This is a genomic window from Caballeronia sp. LZ016 (genome assembly GCF_031450805.1).
Lineage (GTDB): Bacteria > Pseudomonadota > Gammaproteobacteria > Burkholderiales > Burkholderiaceae > Caballeronia.
In genome coordinates this window covers 195945-215878 of record NZ_JARTVY010000004.1, presented here as the reverse complement: position 1 = coordinate 215878, position 19934 = coordinate 195945, and the positions used below count along the sequence as shown (strand labels likewise).

Genomic DNA, 19934 nt, shown 5'->3' with positions numbered 1-19934 from the left:
GAGGCGATGCAAATGCTCGAGCAAGCGTGGGTTCGATTGCTTTACGCCATTGCGATGTGCGCCTTGATGACCGCATGCGCAAGCCTGCCGCCTCAAAGCGGCCGGGTATCGAGTCATGCAATCGAGCCGACATCGGATACGCGCCTGGGCCAGACCGTCCTCGCAAGCGAAGCCGCGCATCCGGGCGACAATGCATTTCATCTCTTGCCCGACGGAATGGACGCGCTCGTCGCTCGCGTTCTGCTGTCGGAAACTGCTGACCGTTCGCTGGATCTCCAGTACTACATCTGGCACGACGATCTCACCGGTCGCGCAATGGCTGCATCCATGCTTCGCGCGGCGGATCGCGGCGTGCGCGTGCGACTGCTGCTCGACGATCTCGGCACGAATGCCGACGACGATCTCCTGCTTGCGCTTGCGTCGCATCCGAATGTTCAAGTCCGGCTATTCAATCCGGTGGCTAACCGCAGCTTCAAGCGCCTGGGCTCTGCAGTCGAATTCTTTAGAGTGAATCGGCGCATGCACAACAAGTCGTTTATCGCCGACAACCAGGTCGCCATTCTCGGCGGAAGAAACATAGGCGATGAATACTTCGGCGCGTCAAGCACCATTTCATTCGGCGATCTCGATGTATTCGTACATGGCCCTGTCGTGCGGCAAGTATCCGATGCGTTCGATCTTTATTGGAACTCCGATGCCGCCTATCCGATCCAGAGCCTCGTCGGCCGTCATGCGGACGCGCACGCGCTTGCAAGTTATCGCGAAGCACTCGATGCATATCTTCTCTCGGAGGCGCACTCACCCTATGTCGCACAGACAAGACAACGCATCGCGCAAGTGATCGAATCGCGCGATGCATCGTTCGTGTGGGGCAAGGCCATTCTGCTTTATGACGATCCCGCGAAAATCACGCGCGCCACCGACGACAGCGAAGGCCGGTTGATATCGAAGTTCAGGGCGCTAAAGCTGCAGCCCGAGCATGAACTGCTGATCGTCTCGCCCTATTTCGTTCCGCGCGAAGTCGGCGTGCAATGGCTACGCTCCATGACGGCGCGTGGCGTGCGCGTCACCGTGCTGACCAATTCCTTAGCGGCGACCGACGTTTCAGCGGTCCATGCGGGATATCAACGCTATCGCAAGGACATGCTCGAGGCGGGCGTGCGACTTTACGAGCTAAAGCCCGTCGCATCCGGCGATGGAAAGGATGAGAACAAAGAGAAGAAATCGATGTTCGGATCGTCGAAGGCCTCACTGCATGCAAAGACCTATGTGTTCGACCGTGAGCGAATCTTCATCGGCTCGATGAATCTCGACCCGCGTTCGGTCGAACTGAATACGGAGATCGGCGTGTATTGCGAAAGCGCGGCGGCAGCGCGAGAAGTGGCGGATGGCATCGGAATGAAGATCGACCGCATTGCATGGCGTGTCGAACTGCAGGCAAACGGCGATGGCAGTCAGCACATGGTGTGGATCGATACGGACGCAGACGGCACGACTAAAACCCTGGAGCACGAGCCCGACGTATCCTCATTCAAGCGTGCAACGATATGGATGCTTGGCATCCTGCCGATAGAGTCACAATTGTGACCGCTAATCGCAGCCCTATCGGCACACGGATTACTTGAAGCCCGCTACCGCATGTGGCACATAGGGCGCTTCGAGTTGCGCGATCTCATCAGCCGTCAGACGAAGCGACAACGCGGCAACCGCATCGCTCACGTGATTCGGCTTCGAGGCTCCGATGATCGGCGCGCTAACAGGCGATTTCTGGGCCACCCAGGCAAGCGCCACCTGAGCGCGCGGCACACCGCGCGCCTGCGCTACGGCCGCAACCGCTTCGACTACGGCCCGGTCTGCATCATGCGTTTGATAAAGCGTGCTGCCGAAGGCATCCGTTTGCTGACGCTCACTGGTCGCGTCCCATTCACGCGTGAGACGGCCGCGCGCAAGCGGACTCCAGGGCAATACGCCGATGCCCTGGTCCTCGCATAGGGGCAGCATCTCGCGCTCCTCTTCGCGATAAAGCAGGTTCAAGTGGTTTTGCATCGTCTTGAACTCAGTCCAGCCGTTCGCCCGCGACGTGTAGAGCGCCTTGCTGAATTGCCACGCATACATCGACGATGCGCCGATATAACGCGCCTTGCCCGCTTTGACGACATCGTGCAGCGCCTCGAGCGTCTCTTCGATCGGCGTCGTGTAGTCCCATCGGTGAATCTGATAGAGATCGACGTAGTCAGTGCCTAGCCGCTTCAGGCTGTTGTCGATTTCGTTGAAGATCGCCTTGCGCGAAAGGCCCACGCCGTTCGGGCCGGGCCGCATGCGATTGAAAACCTTCGTCGCAATGACGATGTCATCGCGCTTGGTCATCTCGCGCAACGCTCGGCCCACGATCTCTTCCGATGTGCCATCGGAGTAAGTATTGGCGGTATCGAAGAAATTGATGCCGGCGTCGAGTGCCTGCCGAATGATGGGACGGCTTTGCTCCTCATTGAGCGTCCACGGATGCGTGCCACGCTCGGGCACACCGAAAGTCATGCATCCAAGGCAGAGCCGCGACACTTCCAGCCCGGTCGTGCCGAGTTTCACGTAGTCCATCGGGGAAATCTCCTTGCCGTCGATTGCTTTTCGAAAGAGGTGTGCGAAGGCTCGAGCACCTTCGCACGCGAGAGGCGAAAAGCATAGACATTAGCGCAGCTTGACGGAGCTTGCTTGCCTTACCGCGCTAAAGCCGGCTTGCGATTTGCAAGGAAATCGGCGTGCGTTCCTTTATCGCTCGCTAAGACCGGACAGGTTCGCCGTCCTGGATGTCTTGTGCGCCGGATATTGTCTCCAGTGCCGAGTCATGATGCAGCAACAACACAGCCGCGACGCCGACCATACCGGCTCCTGCGAGGCAAAGCAGACCCGCGCCGAAGCCGCCGGTGCTGTCCTTGATCCAGCCCATTGCATACGGCCCGAAGAAGCCCGCGAGGTTGCCGAGAGAGTTGATTGCGGCAATGCCGCCCGCTGCCGCCGCGCCGGACAGGAACGATGCAGGCAACGTCCAGATCACCGGCAAGCAGCCAAAAATTCCAAAGCCCGCAATCGACAACGCGATCATCTTGAGGACCGGATTGTCGAGTCCGGCAGAAGCCGCAATGCCGCCCGCTGCGACCATCAACGCGATTGCGACGTGCCAGCGTCGTTCGAGTTTGCGATCCGAATGGCGTCCCCACAGGACCATGCTAATGACGCCGACCGCATATGGCAGGGACGTCACGAAGCCGGTCTGCAGATTGGACAACCCGAACGCCTTGACGATCTGCGGCAAGAAAAAGCTCAGGCCATAGTTGGTTGCGTTCGCACCGAAATAGATGAGTGCGATCGCCAGCACGCGCGGATTGAGGATTGCTTCCTTCACGCTGAAGGAATGCACTGCTTCGCGATGCGCGCGCTCTTGCGCCTGCCGGTCGACGAGCCAGTTGCGTTCATCGTCGGCAAGCCAGTGTGCGTTCTGGGGCTTGTCGGTGAGATAGAAGAACACGACGAATGCGAGCACGAGCGCGGGCAGCGCTTCGATCAGATAGAGCCATTGCCAGCCCTGCATGCCGCCGATGCCGTCCATCTGCAGCAACGCGCCGGAGATGGGGCCGCCGATCACGGTCGACAGCGGAATGGCCGCCATGAAGTAGCCCACCACGCGTCCGCGATACTTCGCCGGGAACCAAAGCGTCAGCAGATAGATGATGCCGGGAAAGAAGCCCGCTTCCGCGACGCCCAACAACACGCGCAAGCCATAGAACACGTAAGCATTCGACAGACCCGTTGCTTGCGCAATATGGGGAATGTAGGCCATCAACGCCGCGAGCACACCCCACGTGAACATGATCCGCGCGATCCACTTTCTCGCGCCGAAGCGTTCGAGCAGTAAGTTCGACGGGACTTCGAAGAAGAAATAGGCGATGAAGAAAATGCCGGCTCCAAAGCCGAAGGCGCTCGCGGAAAAGCCGAGCGCCTTATTCATTTGCAGTGCAGCAAAGCCGACGTTGACGCGATCGAGATAGGCGATGAAGTAGCACAGAATCAGGAACGGCACGAGACGAAGCATCACGCGCTTCATGGTGCGAGTTTCAAGGTCCATCAATATCTCCTGGAATAGGGAATCGGCAGATCGTTCGGTTTGAAGCGACCTGCGCAGCCTACTCTTTCAGAAGACACTGCAGAACTGGTGTTTAGCCTGTATCGCGTTAAAAACTCAGTCGCTCAGGCAGTGCCGCCGCCCCAGCGTGGCGTTTATGCGACCGGTAACATTCCGGCGTACCACGGTTCCGGTAATCCTTGCACGCCGGGGTTGAGCGCAAAGACGCAGCCGTCGGCGTCGGTTGCGTTGGCGGCTGGGCGAATCGATGTGACATAGAGCGTCGCCAGATCGTCCCCGCCGAATGCGCACATCGAGGGCTTCGTCGCGGGCAGCGCGATGGTGCGATCCAGCTTGCCTTCCGGCGTGAAGCGCAGGAGGCAACCGGCATCGTTGGCGCAGGTCCAGTAGCATCCGTCCGCGTCGACCGCCGCGCCGTCCGGACGCCCCACGTGATGGTGCAAGTCCGCGAACACGCGACGGTTATGCGGCGTGCCGGTGTCGGTGGCGAAGTCGAAGGCCCAGATCAGCCGCTTTTGCGGATGTGAATCGGACAGGTACATCGTCGCGCCATCCGGTGAGAAAGCGAGGCCGTTTTGCGTGATCAGTCCATCGACGACCGGAGGCGAAAGCGTACCGTCAGCATCGAAGCAAAACAGCGCGCCCGCCGTGCTGGCCAGCGACATGTCCTGCACCATCGTGCCGGCCCAGAAGCGACCTTGCCGGTCACAGCGGCCGTCGTTGAAGCGCATGCCCGACGCATCGAAGTGCGGGGCAGCGAGCTTGCCCACTCGAACTTCGCCGGCGTCTCGCAGCGTCACCGCGAAGAGACCGCTTTCCATTCCAGCGACGAGCGTACCTGCAGCGTCGAATGCAAAGCACGCGACCTGCTCCGGCAACTCCCAATCGCTGCGCTGCCCGGTGGCGACTGCCAGCCGCACGATACGCCGCGCGGGAATGTCCACCCAATACAACGCCTGGTCTCCTGCATGCCAGACAGGGCATTCGCCGACGGCGGCGCGACCCGCCGCCTCGACTCGCTCCACGCGAGGCGCGCTGTTCATCGGCTGCGCTCCATCGGCTCGCTGAGCACGAACGCGCCGCCCTGGAAACGCTGAGCGGGGTCATCGTGTTCAGCCGTGGGTGCGCGCACCGGAAAGCGATCGCTGAATTCGGCCGAACTATCTTGCGGGTTGAAACCGAGGAAGCCCGCCTTGCTGTTGTCCCACCACTTGACCGGATTATTCGACGCCCCGTACACCACCGCATGTCCGACGCGATTCGTGAACAGCGAGCAGCGCACGAGCTCGATGAAATCGCGGTAGCTCAGATAGGTCACGAGCATGCGCGGATTCTTCGGCTCCTCGAACGACGACCCGATGCGCAGGCACACCGTCTCGATGCCGAAGCGGTCGAAGTAATAGCGCGACAGCGACTCGCCGAAACACTTCGTCACGCCGTAGAGACTGTCGGGGCGCTGCGCCGCATCCGCGTCGAGCACTTCCGTCACGGGATGAAAGCCGATCGCGTGATTGGAGCTGGCGAACACGACGCGCCTCACACCGTGACGCCTGGCCGCTTCATAGATGTTGTAAGTGCCGCGAATGTTCGCCTCGATGAGATCGTCGAACGGCGCTTCGACGGAGATGCCGCCTAGATGCACGATCGCATCGACGCCCTCGACAAGACGCATGACCGCGTCGCGGTCTGCGAGGTCGACGGCGCTCACCTCTTCGTGTGCGGCGGCATCGTCGATCGGTGCGATGTCCGACGCCCGCACCACGTCGGCCCACTGAGCAAGGGCGCCGCGCAACTGACGGCCGAGATTGCCGGCGGCGCCGGTCAGAAGCAGGCGCTTGAACGGCTTGCCTGCAGCGCTTGACTGGGTCATTGAATCCTCTCTAGTGCGTCTAAAGCCGAATGAAGTAAAACGTTTTCCGCACTATAGCGATCTGCACGCGCCGTCGTCAATCGGCATTCGGCCGGCTGCATGCCGCTTGCAAAAAACAATTTTCCCGCGTCGTTTTCTGCGACAATCCGAAAATCTTGGAAAAGCCTGAGAAAACGTTACCTCAATGAAGAAAATGTCTCCGACCATTCGCGACGTCGCCGCAGCAGCGGGCGTTTCCGTCGCGACGGTGTCCAAGTACATCAACGGCGCGCAGCGGTTTTCGGCGCCGGTCGAAGCGCGACTGAAGGAGGCCATCGCAACGCTCGGTTACCGCTCGAATCCGCTGGCGCGTTCGATGATCACGGGCCGCACGCGCACCATCGGACTCACGATCCTCGACATCAGCAATCCGCATTTCACCAATGTCGTGAAGGGCGCCAACCGCATTGCGCTGCGGCACGACTACACGCTGCTGCTGGTCGATATCGACGAACAGCAGGCGCGCGAGCGGCCGTTGATCGAAGCGCTCTCGCAGCGCGTGGACGGCCTGATCGTCAGCTCCCGCCTGCCCGATGACGAAGCGCGCTGGATGCTCGATCTCGACAAGCCCGTCGTGCTGCTGCGCAATGCCGAGGCGCTGCCGATTCCGAGCGTCGGCATCGACAATCGCCTTGCGTCGCACATGCTCGCGCGTCATCTGCTCAACCTCGGGCATCGGCATATTGCCTACCTCGGCTTCGGCCAGGCGCGTATCAACGACGAACGCATTCGCGGGGTGCGCGAATGTCTCGAAGAAGCCGGCCTCGAACTGGACGTTCACGACGCGCACGCGCCGACCGCCCTTGCCGGCGAACACGCCTGCTCGCGCGTCATGCTCGGACCGAAACGTCCCCAGGCGGTGATCTGCTACAACGATCTGATCGCGCTCGGCTTCATGAAAGAAGCGGCGACGCTCGGCATCCGCGTGCCGCAGGACGTGTCGGTGACGGGCATCGACAACGTGCCTTACGGCGCGTACGCCGCCCCCGGCCTTACCACCATCGACATTCAGAGCGAGAAGATGGGCGAGCTCGCCATGCAGAAGCTCATCGACGCACTCGCCGGTCATCCGGACCCCGGCAATTCCATGTTCGAGCCGCGCCTGATCGTGCGCGAGTCGACCGCTTCTGCTGCGGGCCGGACGGCGAGTGCGTAGATCGCGGCGCATGATGTCGATGAGCGCAATCAGGCGTCGAGCTTCGCGGGCGCCATCTTCGGCGTGAGCAGGTGCATCACGCCGAACGCCACCAGATACGCGAGTGCGCCGATTGCGAAGAGCGCCCAGTACTGACCCGTGCGTTGCAGGACCTGCCCGATTACTTCGGAGAACAGAACGCCGCCGATCGAGCCGGCCATGCCGCCGATACCGACGACCGCACCGACCGCGCGCTTCGGGAAGAGGTCGGATGCCGTCGTGAAGAGATTCGCAGACCAGCCCTGATGCGCCGCCGCTGCGAGTCCGACGATGGCCACCGCCGCCCAGAGATCGTGAACTTGCGAAACGAATGCAATCGGCAAAACACAGCATGCACAGATGAGCATCGCCGTCTTGCGTGCACGGTTCACGCTCCAGCCCGAGCGCAACAGAGCTGATGAGATCCATCCCCCGCCGATGCTTCCGACCGTGGTGATCGCGTAGATCACGACGAGCGGCAGGCCGATGTGCTGCATGTCCATGCCGCGCGATTCGTTCAGCCACTTCGGCAGCCAGAACAGGTAGAACCACCACACCGGGTCCGTCAGGAACTTGCCGACGATGAAGGCCCACGTCTCGCGCTTGCGGATGAGCACGCCGAAGCCTGGCGCGCCCGCCCTGGCATTGGCGGCATCCGCGGCGGCGGCTTCGTCGCTTTCGAGCGCGAGGTCGTCGTCATGCGCGCTGCCGTCCGGCTCGCGATACATGAGGAACCATACCGCGAGCCAGACGATGCCGATTGCACCGATGATCACGAACGCCGCGCGCCAGCCGAAAGCGACCGCGAGCGCCGGGATGATTGCCGGTGCGAACACTGCGCCGATGTTCGCGCCTGAATTAAAGATGCCAGTTGCGAGCGCGCGTTCGCGGCGCGGGAACCACTCCGCCGTCGTCTTGATCGCCGCCGGGAAGTTGCCGCCCTCGCCGATGCCGAGCAGCGCGCGGACCATCGCGAAGCCCATCACCGAGCCTACTGCCGCGTGCAGCATCGCGGCGACGCTCCACACGAACATCGCCAGTGCGTAGGAGATGCGGGTGCCGAGCCAGTCGACGATGCGGCCGAAGCACAGCAGGCCGATCGCATAGAACGCCGAAAAAGCGATCACGATGCGGCCGTACTGAACCTGCGTCCACCCGATGTCGTGCTGAAGGACCGGCGCGAGCAGACCGAGGATCTGCCGGTCCATGTAGTTGATGACGGTCGCAAAGAAGAGCAACGCACACACGGTCCAGCGGTAACGGCTCGCGGCGCGTGCAACGCCGACGACGGCTGTTTGCATGAAAGTCTCCGGTACGCGGCGGCGCTCGTCGGACCGCGTGTCTTGTTTCACGGACCGCGACGAGCGCCGTGGGCGTGGCGTCGGGCAGAACAATGCGCGCGCCACCAGAGTTTTTGGAAAACGTTTTTCCAAAGGATATAGCCGTTACCTGCTGCGCGGCAGCCTAGGATTTTCCCTACATTCCGCTAACGCCTGTGCTGGATCGAGTTGCGGAGATCCCGCCCCGTGAGGCCAGCTGCGTTAATCGTTTTCTGCGCTCGGCAAGCGTCGCCGATATCGCGCTCAATGCAGCGGTGGAAGCGGCGCGTGCCGGCGAGCACGGCAAGGGCTTCGCAGTGGTCGCATCCGAAGTGCGCGCGCTTGCGCAACGAAGCGCGGGCGCGGTGAAGGAGATCGAAGCACTGATCGCGGAATCGGCCGCAAAGGTCTCGCACGGCTACAAGATCGCCGAACAGGCCAGCAGCACGATGAGCGGCATCGTCGAGGGCGTAACGCGTGTGAATGCGATCGTGTGCGAAATCGGCGTAGCGTCGCGCGAGCAGACGAGCGGTATCGACCAGGTCAACAGGTCAACACCGCGGTCGTGCAGATCGGTGAAGCGACGCAGCAGAATGCGGCGCTAGTGGGCGAAGCGGAGCAATCGACTGCCGAATTGCGCGGTCATGCCGAGCGGCTCGCACATGCGGTCAGCATGTTTCGCGTTTGATTCCGGACGTCGATAAAGAAGTGTTAAGAATCTGCGGCGCTGCTCGCAACTGTTTTCCGGCTACGCATCGACATACTGCGGCAATACAGCCTTGCGAAAGTGGCCGACGCTCGAGCGTGGCATTGGTCTTGCTGAAACACTGACGACAACGCATCGAATGTAATTCGTATGTTCAAGGATGCGGCGAGCGACACTCTTCTTGCCGATCCATACGTCACCGGCAAGCATCGAACGGACTAAGTCAGGCTTGAGGGAACCTGCCTCGAGCATGCTGATCTACTGCGTTCCTCTAATCAAATTCTGTGCATCACATCGGGGCATGAATGCCTCATAAGCGGCTCAACGTAGCCCTTCCGTCGTGCCTGACACGGCGAACGGGCCCGCCGAAAAAATCATAAGAACATCGACCAGCACTCGTACCGGGGCGCGCATGCCTTTGCGCGCCACTGCGTCAAACGAATGGCGCACCCTTCAAACCTACGTCGACGGAGCGTCCATATGTCTTTGCATGAGTCTGTGCGCGAAGCGAAACCGCTGCTGACCATCGTGGTGGCTGCCTATAACATCGAGGGATATATCGAGGAAGCACTCACGTCCCTTCTCTCTCAACCTCATATCGATGCGATGAAAATCATCGTTGTCGACGACGGCTCTACCGACGAGACTCACGCGGCGGCGCAGGCCGTGGCCGCACGCGACGGCGGCGTGCATATCGAAGTCATCAGGCAAAAGAACGGCGGCCTGAGTGCGGCCCGCAATACGGGACTCGCGGCAGTGCGTACGCCCTATGTCGGCTTCCTCGACGGCGACGACATCTATCTCGATGGCTTCACGCAAGCGGTCATCCCGCGCCTCGCCGAAGGTCAATACGACATCCTGGAATACAACGTCAAGATCATCGACGACGATGGACGCCATCTCGACGACCTCGAACTCGTGAGCGCGGGCAAGAGCGGTGCTCACCGGATGGATCATCACGCGCTAAGGGACTTTGCCAATACATTCCATACGTTTGCGTGGGCACGGGTCTATCGCACTGAGTTTTTCCGCGAGACGCAATTTCCTGTGGGCAGACATTACGAGGATATGGCGGTCATTCCGTCGATGTATCTGCGCGCGAGCCGCTATTACCGCGTGAGCGAGCCACTGATTGGCTATCGGCGCCGTTTCGGCAGCATCACCCAGAAAGCGACGCTACGCGATATGCGTGACCTGTGCATCAACGGTCAGGAAGCGCTCGCACGCTGCAATGGCGGCGACAGGGACGATTTCTGGCTGACTGTCTTCGACAAGGTATTCGAGCGCGCCTGTCATGTGTGTGCGCGAGTCGACCGGGCGTCGTTCAAGCAAGCGTCGCAAACGCTGTCGCAGATGGCGGAGATGCATCGCAATACGCGGGCGAAACTCACTGGGCGCAGCGGGCGTGAAATCGTCGGGCTAAAGCCATTCGATCTCAACGTGCGCGCAGACCGCTCGGTTCACTTCCTCAAAGGGCTCGTCAAGAAAGTCTTGCGACGCAGTCTCGATCATCGACAGCGGGCGCGCCGGCCGAGCCCCTCGATCGGTTGATCGGCAGAGCGCGCGGGCGCACGCCCCGCGTTCGCAGTAAACTGGATGAATGGAAAAGTGCCCCTACTGCGAAAGAATCCGCGACGAATGGGACTGTCACGGACAAACATGCCGTACCGCCATCGCCCGTGCGCTACGAAGACAGCGCATGGGCTTGCCGATGGTGGCGAAAGTCATACGCAATGAGATTCCGGCCGGCGCAAGCACCGGCGAGGTGATCACGCAACTCTCGCGTCAGCGCTTGCGTGCGCGCCGTGCAAACGAAGAACGTCGCGCGCGCAAGGCTGCGGAAGACCAGGACCTTTAGCTTGTTCTCGGCGAAGGTCGCTTAGCGCCTAGCAGGCGTTAAGCACCGCTCTGAACCCGTCGGCGGTGAAGGGCTTGAGGAAAAACCCGTCGAAGTGCTCTTGTACTTCGTTCTGGTGCCGGTCATCGCCGGTGACTGCAACGACGCACGCGAGCTTGCTCGGCCCCGCGGCGCGCAAACGCCGGCACAGATCGCGGCCATCCACATCGGGCAGGTTGAGGTCGAGAAAGATCGTGTCGTAGCTATTGGCCGCAGCCAGAAGCATCGCCTGATGGCCGTCGTAGGCGACGTGCGCGACATGTCCCAGCGATACCGCAAGGTCTCTGAATGCATCGCAAAGTCGGACGTCATCTTCTACAAACAGGACGAGCATGATCGGTCATCCGGAAGCGTTGATTCCCTCTGCAAGCGAGGGCCTTGCTTTCGCCTCCCTCGCCACGCAAAAACCGAGCCACGCTCAGGCGGCGAACGAAGACGCATTCAACGACGGCACCGCCGCAAACGCGGGCTTCGCAAAGAAATAGCCCTGCAGAAGCCGGACGTCGTTAGCGATGAAGAAGTCGCGTTCACCCTTGGTCTCGATGCCCTCGGCGATCACACGTATGCCGAGATCACGGCAGATTGCAAGCACCCCGCACACGATGCGCTGCCGCACCGTATCGGTATCGATGCCCCGCACAAGGTCCATGTCGAGCTTGATGATGTCCGGCTGAAAGTCCGCAAGCAGCGTGAGGCCGGAATAGCCTGCGCCGAAATCGTCGATCGCCGTTTGAAAACCGAAGCGCTTATAGGCACGGAATATATCGACGAGATGCGGGCGGCTGATGATGTCCTCGCCTTCCACCGTCTCGAAGATGATTCGCTCGATCGGAAAGCCATGTTTCTCTGCCGCCTCGAACGTACTGCGAATGCACGCTTCCGGCCGATACACCGCATTGGGCATGAAGTTGATCGAGAGAAAGCCCTGAAGTCCGAGCTGCGCGGCCTGCTGAATGGCCGTCGTACGGCAACGCTGATCGAAGTGATAGCGGTTTGCATCGCTCACCCTGCTCAGCACCGTACCGGCCGGCTCGCCTTGCGGTCCGCGCACCAGTGCTTCGTGGGCGTAGGCCGCGCCCGCTGCGAAATCGACAATCGGCTGGAAAGCGAATGCCAGCGCCAGTTGTGAATCCGGGTCCGTCTTGCACCCCGCACAGCCCGAAGGAACCGAATGAATTGCGACTGTGGCAGCAGCGCTTCGTGCATCGTTCATGGAGTTGATCCTGTATCTTTGTTCGATGCGGCGCTTTGCGCGAAGTCAACATGACCGACCGCGCAAGCGCCCATCAAGCCTTTATCGGCAGGGACTTTCGGCTTCTTTAATCTGCGCGCAATGTTCATGCATTGCGCGAAGGCGCAGTGCGTCGATATGCCCGCTTCGTGCCATTGCTTCGAGCGCCTGCAATGCGGATCGCGCGCCGCAAACCCGGGCGGCTTTCGCATCGGCATCGAGTTCCAGAGCGATTGCGCGACTGAGGGTGCGCGCGTGCCATATGGGCCGCATCAGGGCCACTGCAAGCGCGCAAAGCGCGCCGGGAATCGATATGCGCCACAGATCTGCTTGCGACCAGGCGGCAAACATGATGCATGGCACGGCGACAAGCGCAGTGACGACAAGCACCGTTCTGGCGAAGTCGAGCAAGAGCGCCGGTCGTTGTGTCGCATGTCCGACTTCATGCGCGACCACGAAACACAACTGCGGCTCGGGCAACGCAAGCGTACGCCTGTCCAGCTCAATGCGATGAAACAGCGCTTCATAGCATGGCCCGCTTCCGCTCGCGACGAATCGCACGGCGGGCGGCTCGATGCCTAGCATCGCCGCATAGCGCGCCACGAGACGCGACACCCGTTGCTCCGCCAGTTCCATGTCGACCTGATGAAAAGGCTCCGTCGCTCCGTGAGGCTGCCGCTGCAAGCGTCGGTGGCTGCCATGCGTCGAGTTGCGCGTTCGGTCGGGCGAGTGTGCTCGTCATGCCAGGTCACTAAGGGTGACAGCACCCCTTACCCGAACTCCGCCCACATCGCGCAAGACGGCACCCGTCAGTCATTGTGAGCGCAACCGCGCAGTCCTGCCTGAACGATGCCTGCCCGGCGCCGCGTTAAACCGCTTTGTCGGCCACCGAACAGACACGCTAAAGCGCCATGCCGGAAAATTAAACCGGCACACTGACAGGCGACAGGTAATTTTGCGGTTTTATGACGGCCGTGCGGCAATAAGCTAAGCAAAAACGCTTATTGGACCAAAATACCAAGACATGGTAAAAATCAGTGTCGCTCGAAACAAAGGGCGCATCTTCAACGTTTATTCGTCTCATAGGGTTTGGAAAAATGGCAACAGGTACGGTCAAGTGGTTCAATGATGCAAAGGGTTTCGGTTTCATCACGCCGGACGACGGCGGTGAAGACCTGTTTGCACATTTCTCCGAGATCCAGTCCAAGGGTTTCAAGTCGCTCCAGGAGAACCAGAAGGTGAGCTTCGAAGTCAAGCAAGGCCCGAAGGGCAAGCAGGCTTCGACGATCCAGCCGCTGTAATACGCGCGGTTCAGCTTGCTGAACAACGGCCCTTCGGGGCCGTTTGTTTTTTTGCGCGCGTCATCGAGCATCGCTATAACTCAGTAGAATCGCGAATCGGCCTCGAGCGCCGTCGCTATGCTGGATCAACCTTTTCTTAGTACCTGTGTGAAGCCGCGAAGCAATCGACAAGAATTCCGCGTCTGGACGCGGCCCACCGCGAGCGCATTGCTCGCCATGCTCTGGTGCGTCATGTTCAGCGCGCATGGGCAATCGTTTGCACTCAACGCACACGCGGCTCGCTTCGTCACTGCGGTCGTGATGAACGACTTCCACACGGCCCAGGCCGGCGGCGGCTACGTGTTCTCGTACGAGAAGCACGAAACCGAAGCTACGCTGACGGCCAAGCTCGAACGGTGGTTCTCGGGCGACGCCCCTGACGCACTTCGCATGGAGCCCGCCGAAAAGCAGACGCTTTTCGGTTTCTACTGGGCGGCCAGCATGATGCCCGCGAACTCACCCTGCTTTCAGTCCATCGCGGAGCCCGCGTGCAGCGATGACCTCGCGAAGTGGATGGCGCGCGAGTTCGCAGACGATCCGCGCTTCATTCGCGCGTATGAATCGGCGGCCAAGCCGCTCGGCTTACCGCCGCTGATTCGAACCGCGCGCTGACGAACGGTGTCTGCGTTGGCGGCGTCGCGACTCGCGCCCGATGCAGCGATGCGGCCGCTGTCCCGGCGATGCGTCGTGCCCGATCACCTCGTCGCTCGCATCGCGCATCCACACGAATTTCGCGGCCACGCTTGCCAGCACGGATAGCGCACCGATGGTTTCGAGCAAGGCAGCGATCATGATCATTCATCGATGCGCGAGCATCGGCCCGTAAGTCCGCACGAAGAAGGCGACCGTAATGCCCACGCTCACGAGCAGCGTCCCCGTTCTGATCAGCGCCGGCGATGCGCGTCGGCCCAGTTGCGCGCCGCCGTATCCGCCCGCGATCGCCGCAACGAGCACCGCGATGGTCTCGGGCCAGCGCACCGCATGGGCAACGGCGAAGGTCACGACAGCCACAGAATTGGCCGCGCTGACGAGCAGCGTGCGCGGCGCGTTGAGGCTCTTGAGATCGCGCGGATCGAGCAGGCCCCACACGGCCATCATCATGATGCCGACCGCGCCTCCGAAGTAGCCGCCGTACACGCCGAGCGCCAGCTGAATCGCAAGGACTGCGGGCGCAGAGATACGCCAGCGCTTGCGCAACAGCTCGCCAAGACGCCGGCCGAAGGCCAGCGCGAGACTCGCGCAAAGCAGCAGCCACGGCAGTAAGAACGAGAACGTCGATGACGATGTCGACAGCAACAGCACCGCGCCGATCATTCCGCCGATCAGCGTCGTGACGAGCATCATGCGAATCGGCACTGAACCGACAGGGCCGAGCCCGTCGCGATACGCCCATGCGCTGACCACGCCGCCCGGAAACAGCGCGACCGTCGACGATGCGTTCGCCTGAACCGGCGGCACGCCCGCTGCGATGAGCGCGGGCAGACTGACGAACGATCCGCCGCCTGCGAGCGCATTCATCGCCCCGGCGATGAATCCCGCAAGGATCACTACGATAAGAGGTTCCATGCGGCAAATCGTAGCGAGCGCATTGCGCGCTTACAATCTGGCATTTCCTATGCAAGGCTTCGGCCCGGCCGAAGGCACGCCATGCGTTTCGATCTCACCGACATGCGACTCTTTCTGACCGTGATCGAACGCGGCAGCATCACGGCGGGCGCGCAAGCGATGCATCTCGCGCTGGCGTCCGCAAGCGAGCGGATCGGGGGCATGGAAGCCGCATTGGGGGCGCCGCTTCTAGAACGCAATCGCCGTGGCGTGCACGCGACCGCCGCCGGCGAGAGCTTCGCGCGCCACGCCCGGATGATTCTCGGTCAGGTCGAGCAGATGCGCGGCGAATTGCGCACGTACGCAACGGGCCTCAAAGGGCGCGTCAAGCTCATGTCGAATACGGCGGCATTGGCCGCCTACTTGCCGCCGCGCCTCACGCGCTTCCTTGCGGCTCATCCCGATCTGTCGATCGATCTCGATGAACGGCCCAGCGCCGACATCGTGCAGGCAGTGATGGAAGGCCGGGCGGATCTCGGCATCGTCGCGGATATCACGGACCTCGGGAGCCTCGAGACGCGGCTCGTCACGCAGGATCAGCTGGTCGTGGTCGCGAGCCGCACGCATCGCGTGGCGAATGAAACTGCCGTGGCGTTCGCGGATATCGTCGGCGAAGCGTTTGTCGGCCTCGCGGATGCGGCGCTCGAAATGCATCTTGCCGAGAAGGCGTCGAGGCTCGGCAAGCAACTCAATTACCGCATCCATATGCGCAGCATCGATAACGTCGCGATGCTCGTGGAAGCGGGTATCGGCATCGCGATACTTTCGCGTGCATCGGCGCAATTGCTCGACCGTACGGGGCTCGCTATTGCGCCGTTGTCCGAGCCGTGGGCCGCGCGCCGGCTGCATCTATGCGCGCGCGCCTTCGCCAGCCTCACGCCGCAAGCGAGGCTGCTTGCGCACGAACTCATGGCCGACGACGCCTGAGCCTCAGAACGCCCTTCCGACGATGAGCGGATCGACGGGACCGATCGTCCGGATATCGCGATTCGCATACGGCAAGCGATGCAGCACATAACGCATGGCATTGAGCCGCGCGCGCTTCTTGCAGTCGGAGCGCACGACGGTCCAGGGCGTGTCGGCGGTATCGGTATGGGCGAACATGGCTTCTTTCGCAGCCGTGTAGTCGTCCCACTTGTCGAGCGACGCAAGGTCCACCGGACTCAGCTTCCACTGCTTGAGCGGATGCACTTCGCGTTCCTTGAAACGGCGGCGCTGTTCCGCGCGGCTCACGGAAAACCAGAACTTGACGATGTGCACGCCGCTTTGCGTGAGATGACGCTCGAATGCCGGCACCTGCTGCATGAACGCGTCGTACTCCTGGTTCGTGCAGAAGCCCATCACGCGCTCGACGCCCGCGCGGTTGTACCAGGAACGATCGAAAAGCACGATCTCGCCTGCCGTGGGCAGATGCTCCACATAGCGTTGAAAATACCACTGACCGCGTTCACGCTCGGACGGCTTCTCGAGCGCGACAACGCGCGCGCCACGCGGATTCAGATGCTCCATGAATCGCTTGATGGCGCCGCCCTTGCCCGCCGCATCGCGGCCTTCGAAGAGAATGACGACGCGCTGCCCCGTTTCCTTCACCCACGCCTGCAGCTTGAGCAGTTCCACCTGAAGCCGATACTTCTGCTTCTCGTACGCTTGCCGCGACATGAGATGCTTGTACGGATACCCGCCGTGACGCCATCCGGGCGATAGTTCGTCGTCCTGATGCTGACGGCGCGACCCGCGCGCACCGCTCGGCGATACGCCTTCCAGCAGATGCGCGCGCAACGTGGCTATTTCGTCCGGCGAGAGACCGCCCATCAGCGCCTTCATCGTGTCGAGCCGCGTCTCGGCGCCGGTCGATGCCGCATTCGCGAGCATCTCTTCCATGCTGCTGGAAATGAACTCGTTGGCGGCGCTCACCGCTTCTTCCGTTTCCCGACTTGCAAGTTGCGCGGACGTCTCGACGACGCTCACGCCGCCGTCCGGTTCTTCGCTCGCACCGTGCTGCAACGCCCTGCCCCGGCTTCCCTCGGATGCGCGTGTGGTTCTCACGTTCTCTTTCTCCTTATCGCGGCTTCAGGCGGCTTGCGCGGCTTTTCGCAGCACGACGTACATCTTGTCCTTGAGCAGCAGCTTCTCCTTTTTGAGCGATTCGATCGTGAAGGAATCGGCAGGCGTCACGCCCGCTTCCATGTTCTGGATGTCGTGATCGAGCTGGTTGTGGCGCTCGAACAGTCTGGAGAAGTGCGCGTCTTCGGTCTTCAGACGGGAAATGAGGTCGCGGTATTCGGGAAACATGTTGAATCTCCAATGCGGGATCGCTTTCGGTACTACGTAGTACATCTTACCGACGGAGCGCCGCGCTTTCGTCTGCTTTTTGCGCAATGGCGTGCGTGAAAACGCCGCAGCCGTGTCTCCTGTCGAACGACTACGGCGTTTCGGCAACCTACGCACAAACCCTCCTGCACGCAGGCAAGCTGCTTGCGCACAATGGTTGGCTGGCTCGGGCGTACCGAGCTTTAGTTGGAGGACACCATGAAAATGAATCGCAATGCCGTCGCCGCGCTGACGTTCGGCGTGGCCGCTGTATTCATCGTCGATGCCGCCCATGCCGATAGCCGCGCAGCACAGAAGCTCGGACAGATCGGGGTCATCAATCAGACGCTGCAACCCAAACCGCCGAAGTCATCGCCGGGTGCGGCTTCGAATTCGCCCAGCCCTAACGCGGCGACGTCGGGATACACGGGCAACGCGGCCATCAACGCAAACGGCGCTAACGCCAACGCTGCGAATTCGGCGAATGCCGCAGCGAATGCACGCGCCGGGGCAACACTGCCCAATGGCAGATAAGTTGCGCAAGGGTTAACCCTCGATGAAAGGACATGCCGCAGCAAGGACCGAAAGCGGCCCGGTAAAACGTTCCTGCGGTGCTTCGCCGCGGAGCGCCTTGTCACGGGGCTCCGACGATTACGGCATGGCTGCGCTCTCGTTTTACGAACGTCCGTTTCGCAAAAAGTGCTCTTGCGTTTTCAATCGCAATGCGCAGACCAATGTAAACATTCAAAAGACGCATATCGTTTAAGCGGCTTTTTGCTTCGGCGATTCCAATGGATACTGTGCTTACAAACACACAAATATCTGAGAGAACACGCCATGTACGGGGAACCCAGAACGTTGTACTTCGCCGGGCGTACCGTGTCGGAGGACCTGGCCGAGCGCCTCCACGCACGCGGCTGGAACATCGAGTACGTCAATCCCGCGAAGCCGTGCAGACTGTCGAGGCACGGCAAGGGCGCCGCTGCGGGCATCGTGGATTTGACGAGTGGCGGATGCGCGAAGGACATTGCGGCCCTCACCGCTTTGCTTGCGGGCTATCGCATCGGCTGGGTCGCGACCGTGCATGCCGATCAGGCGGACAATCCCGAGTTGTGCCGGCTGATACGCGATTACTGCTTCGACTATGTCACCGTGCCTTCGTCGCCGGACCGCATCGTCGATGCCGTGGGCCATGCTTACGGCATGGTCTCGTTACACGACGCCGCCAGTAACGATCCGCTCAAGGCCGACGCCACCGAAGGCGGCATGATCGGCGACTGCGAGGCGATGAAGGCGTTGTATCGCTCGATCCGGAAAGTGGCGATGACCGACGCGCCGGTCTTCATCTCCGGCGAGTCGGGCACCGGCAAGGAGCTGACCGCGCAGGCGATTCATGAGCGCTCGGCCCGCCGCTCGCAACCCTTCGTCGCGATCAATTGCGGCGCCATTCCGCCGCATCTGCTGCAGTCCGAACTATTCGGTTACGAGCGCGGCGCATTCACCGGGGCGAACCAGCGCAAGATCGGCCGCGTGGAAGCGGCGGACGGCGGCACGCTGTTTCTCGATGAAATCGGCGACTTGCCGCTGGAAAGCCAGGCAAGCCTGCTGCGCTTCTTGCAGGAACGCAAGATCGAGCGGCTAGGCGGCCAGGGCTCGACGCCCGTCGATGTGCGCATCATTTCCGCGACGCACGTCGACATGCAGACCGCGATGCTCGAAGGACGCTTCCGCGCCGACCTGTACCACCGCCTGTGCGTGCTGCAAATCGACGAACCGCCGTTGCGCGTGCGCGGCAGGGATATCGAATTGCTCGCCCAGCACATGCTCGAACGCTTCCGCAAGGATGCGAGCCGGCGCTTGCGCGGCTTCTCGCCTTGCGCCATTGCAGCGCTTCACAACTACAACTGGCCGGGCAACGTGCGCGAGCTGATCAATCGCGTGCGGCGGGCCATCGTCATGTGCGAGGGACGGCAGATTCTTGCAAGCGACCTCGAGCTGGGCGATTACGTCGAAGCCGCGCCGATGACGCTTGCCCAGGCGCGCGAGGCCGCCGAGCGGCAGGCTATCGAAGTGGCGCTGCTGCGTCATCGCGGACGGCTCGGCGAAGCGGCCGATGAACTGGGCATCTCGCGCGTCACGCTTTATCGCATGCTGACGGCTTATGGTCTGCGCGCGAAAGCGGATCGGCCGCTTCAGGTGTCCGGCGGCTGACGCATCGCACCGGCTTCGCGTTAGCGCCAAGGCTGCACACGCTTTAACATGGCAGGCTATGGCACGCGTGCGTGGCTTACCGGCATCGCGTGCC

General features: G+C 61.6%; 19 protein-coding genes and 1 pseudogene. 9 read left to right on the top strand and 11 right to left on the bottom strand.

The window, feature by feature from the left end; all coding sequences use genetic code 11:
- The first annotated feature begins 12 nt into the window (after positions 1-12).
- Complete coding sequence (locus P9220_RS21495; RefSeq protein WP_309767519.1) at positions 13-1587, top strand: phospholipase D family protein; 1575 nt, start codon at positions 13-15, stop codon at positions 1585-1587.
- 30 nt (positions 1588-1617) lie between these two features.
- Here the strand turns inward: P9220_RS21495 and P9220_RS21490 are convergent, their stop codons facing one another.
- From P9220_RS21490 to P9220_RS21475, 4 genes are all read right to left on the bottom strand, one after another.
- Positions 1618-2595 carry an aldo/keto reductase gene (locus P9220_RS21490; protein WP_309767517.1) on the bottom strand — a complete coding sequence of 326 codons (978 nt, stop codon included), beginning with the start codon at positions 2593-2595 and terminating at the stop codon, positions 1618-1620.
- Positions 2596-2776: 181 nt separating this feature from the next.
- The gene (locus tag P9220_RS21485; protein WP_309767515.1) at positions 2777-4120 is read right to left on the bottom strand and encodes an MFS transporter; all 1344 of its coding nucleotides are present in this window, start codon (positions 4118-4120) and stop codon (positions 2777-2779) included.
- Positions 4121-4272: 152 nt separating this feature from the next.
- The gene (locus tag P9220_RS21480; protein ID WP_309767513.1) at positions 4273-5181 is read right to left on the bottom strand and encodes an SMP-30/gluconolactonase/LRE family protein; all 909 of its coding nucleotides are present in this window, start codon (positions 5179-5181) and stop codon (positions 4273-4275) included.
- Positions 5178-6008 (bottom strand): NAD(P)-dependent oxidoreductase, encoded by an 831-nt coding sequence (locus P9220_RS21475; protein ID WP_309767511.1) that lies wholly within the window; start codon positions 6006-6008, stop codon positions 5178-5180. Before P9220_RS21475 ends, P9220_RS21480 begins: the two co-directional genes overlap by 4 nt.
- A 184-nt stretch (positions 6009-6192) precedes the next feature.
- On the opposite strand from P9220_RS21475, the gene P9220_RS21470 reads away from it, so the two are divergent.
- Positions 6193-7203, top strand: a complete 1011-nt coding sequence (locus tag P9220_RS21470; RefSeq protein WP_309767510.1) for a LacI family DNA-binding transcriptional regulator — start codon at positions 6193-6195, stop codon at positions 7201-7203.
- A gap of 29 nt (positions 7204-7232) precedes the next feature.
- On the opposite strand, the gene P9220_RS21465 is transcribed toward P9220_RS21470, so the two are convergent.
- Positions 7233-8522 (bottom strand): MFS transporter, encoded by a 1290-nt coding sequence (locus P9220_RS21465; protein WP_309767509.1) that lies wholly within the window; start codon positions 8520-8522, stop codon positions 7233-7235.
- Between the two features lie 275 nt (positions 8523-8797).
- Between P9220_RS21465 and P9220_RS21460 the strand changes: the two are divergent.
- The 3 genes and pseudogenes from P9220_RS21460 to P9220_RS21450 form a co-directional block, all read left to right on the top strand.
- Positions 8798-9228, top strand: a pseudogene (locus P9220_RS21460) (methyl-accepting chemotaxis protein); the annotation flags it as partial.
- Positions 9229-9726: 498 nt separating this feature from the next.
- Positions 9727-10797, top strand: coding sequence for a glycosyltransferase family 2 protein (locus tag P9220_RS21455; protein WP_309767507.1), 1071 nt, complete (start codon positions 9727-9729; stop codon positions 10795-10797).
- 49 nt (positions 10798-10846) lie between these two features.
- Positions 10847-11104 (top strand): hypothetical protein, encoded by a 258-nt coding sequence (locus P9220_RS21450; protein WP_309767506.1) that lies wholly within the window; start codon positions 10847-10849, stop codon positions 11102-11104.
- Between the two features lie 28 nt (positions 11105-11132).
- Here P9220_RS21450 and P9220_RS21445 read toward each other — a convergent pair whose 3' ends face one another.
- The 3 genes from P9220_RS21445 to P9220_RS21435 all read right to left on the bottom strand — a co-directional run bounded on the left by P9220_RS21445 (position 11133) and on the right by P9220_RS21435 (position 13010).
- Positions 11133-11477 (bottom strand): response regulator, encoded by a 345-nt coding sequence (locus P9220_RS21445; RefSeq protein WP_309767504.1) that lies wholly within the window; start codon positions 11475-11477, stop codon positions 11133-11135.
- 84 nt (positions 11478-11561) lie between these two features.
- Entirely contained in the window at positions 11562-12356 is a 795-nt protein-coding gene (locus tag P9220_RS21440; protein WP_309767502.1) for an EAL domain-containing protein, read from the bottom strand.
- A gap of 81 nt (positions 12357-12437) precedes the next feature.
- Complete coding sequence (locus P9220_RS21435; protein WP_309767501.1) at positions 12438-13010, bottom strand: M48 family metalloprotease; 573 nt, start codon at positions 13008-13010, stop codon at positions 12438-12440.
- A gap of 461 nt (positions 13011-13471) precedes the next feature.
- Between P9220_RS21435 and P9220_RS21430 the strand changes: the two genes are divergently transcribed.
- Together P9220_RS21430 and P9220_RS21425 are read left to right on the top strand one after the other, a co-directional pair.
- Positions 13472-13675: a cold-shock protein gene (locus P9220_RS21430; RefSeq protein WP_008347993.1), complete on the top strand. Its 204-nt coding sequence runs from the start codon at positions 13472-13474 to the stop codon at positions 13673-13675.
- Between the two features lie 216 nt (positions 13676-13891).
- Positions 13892-14326 (top strand): hypothetical protein, encoded by a 435-nt coding sequence (locus P9220_RS21425; protein WP_309768227.1) that lies wholly within the window; start codon positions 13892-13894, stop codon positions 14324-14326.
- Positions 14327-14512: 186 nt separating this feature from the next.
- Here the strand turns inward: P9220_RS21425 and P9220_RS21420 are convergent, their stop codons facing one another.
- Positions 14513-15280, bottom strand: a complete 768-nt coding sequence (locus P9220_RS21420; protein ID WP_309767500.1) for a sulfite exporter TauE/SafE family protein — start codon at positions 15278-15280, stop codon at positions 14513-14515.
- A gap of 81 nt (positions 15281-15361) precedes the next feature.
- Here P9220_RS21420 and P9220_RS21415 point away from each other — a divergent pair, with 81 nt between their 5' ends.
- Complete coding sequence (locus tag P9220_RS21415; RefSeq protein WP_309767498.1) at positions 15362-16246, top strand: LysR substrate-binding domain-containing protein; 885 nt, start codon at positions 15362-15364, stop codon at positions 16244-16246.
- Between the two features lie 3 nt (positions 16247-16249).
- Here P9220_RS21415 and ppk2 read toward each other — a convergent pair whose 3' ends face one another.
- Both ppk2 and P9220_RS21405 read right to left on the bottom strand, forming a co-directional pair.
- Complete coding sequence (gene ppk2, locus P9220_RS21410; protein WP_404980296.1) at positions 16250-17365, bottom strand: polyphosphate kinase 2; 1116 nt, start codon at positions 17363-17365, stop codon at positions 16250-16252.
- A gap of 24 nt (positions 17366-17389) precedes the next feature.
- Complete coding sequence (locus P9220_RS21405) at positions 17390-17611, bottom strand: YdcH family protein (RefSeq protein WP_309768222.1); 222 nt, start codon at positions 17609-17611, stop codon at positions 17390-17392.
- An 855-nt stretch (positions 17612-18466) separates the two neighbouring features.
- Between P9220_RS21405 and P9220_RS21400 the strand changes: the two genes are divergently transcribed.
- Positions 18467-19840, top strand: coding sequence for a sigma 54-interacting transcriptional regulator (locus tag P9220_RS21400; RefSeq protein ID WP_309767497.1), 1374 nt, complete (start codon positions 18467-18469; stop codon positions 19838-19840).
- The last annotated feature ends 94 nt before the right edge of the window (positions 19841-19934 follow it).

Excerpts from the sequence above, each read along its gene's own strand:
- P9220_RS21495 (WP_309767519.1), top strand. The coding sequence starts at position 13 with ATGCTCGAGCAAGCGTGGGTTCGATTGCTTTACGCCATTGCGATGTGC.
- P9220_RS21490 (WP_309767517.1), bottom strand. The coding sequence starts at position 2,595 with ATGGACTACGTGAAACTCGGCACGACCGGGCTGGAAGTGTCGCGGCTC.
- P9220_RS21485 (WP_309767515.1), bottom strand. The coding sequence starts at position 4,120 with ATGGACCTTGAAACTCGCACCATGAAGCGCGTGATGCTTCGTCTCGTG.
- P9220_RS21480 (WP_309767513.1), bottom strand. The coding sequence starts at position 5,181 with ATGAACAGCGCGCCTCGCGTGGAGCGAGTCGAGGCGGCGGGTCGCGCC.
- P9220_RS21475 (WP_309767511.1), bottom strand. The coding sequence starts at position 6,008 with ATGACCCAGTCAAGCGCTGCAGGCAAGCCGTTCAAGCGCCTGCTTCTG.
- P9220_RS21470 (WP_309767510.1), top strand. The coding sequence starts at position 6,193 with ATGAAGAAAATGTCTCCGACCATTCGCGACGTCGCCGCAGCAGCGGGC.
- P9220_RS21465 (WP_309767509.1), bottom strand. The coding sequence starts at position 8,522 with ATGCAAACAGCCGTCGTCGGCGTTGCACGCGCCGCGAGCCGTTACCGC.
- P9220_RS21455 (WP_309767507.1), top strand. The coding sequence starts at position 9,727 with ATGTCTTTGCATGAGTCTGTGCGCGAAGCGAAACCGCTGCTGACCATC.
- P9220_RS21450 (WP_309767506.1), top strand. The coding sequence starts at position 10,847 with ATGGAAAAGTGCCCCTACTGCGAAAGAATCCGCGACGAATGGGACTGT.
- P9220_RS21445 (WP_309767504.1), bottom strand. The coding sequence starts at position 11,477 with ATGCTCGTCCTGTTTGTAGAAGATGACGTCCGACTTTGCGATGCATTC.
- P9220_RS21440 (WP_309767502.1), bottom strand. The coding sequence starts at position 12,356 with ATGAACGATGCACGAAGCGCTGCTGCCACAGTCGCAATTCATTCGGTT.
- P9220_RS21435 (WP_309767501.1), bottom strand. The coding sequence starts at position 13,010 with ATGGAACTGGCGGAGCAACGGGTGTCGCGTCTCGTGGCGCGCTATGCG.
- P9220_RS21430 (WP_008347993.1), top strand. The coding sequence starts at position 13,472 with ATGGCAACAGGTACGGTCAAGTGGTTCAATGATGCAAAGGGTTTCGGT.
- P9220_RS21425 (WP_309768227.1), top strand. The coding sequence starts at position 13,892 with ATGCTCTGGTGCGTCATGTTCAGCGCGCATGGGCAATCGTTTGCACTC.
- P9220_RS21420 (WP_309767500.1), bottom strand. The coding sequence starts at position 15,280 with ATGGAACCTCTTATCGTAGTGATCCTTGCGGGATTCATCGCCGGGGCG.
- P9220_RS21415 (WP_309767498.1), top strand. The coding sequence starts at position 15,362 with ATGCGTTTCGATCTCACCGACATGCGACTCTTTCTGACCGTGATCGAA.
- P9220_RS21405 (WP_309768222.1), bottom strand. The coding sequence starts at position 17,611 with ATGTTTCCCGAATACCGCGACCTCATTTCCCGTCTGAAGACCGAAGAC.
- P9220_RS21400 (WP_309767497.1), top strand. The coding sequence starts at position 18,467 with ATGTACGGGGAACCCAGAACGTTGTACTTCGCCGGGCGTACCGTGTCG.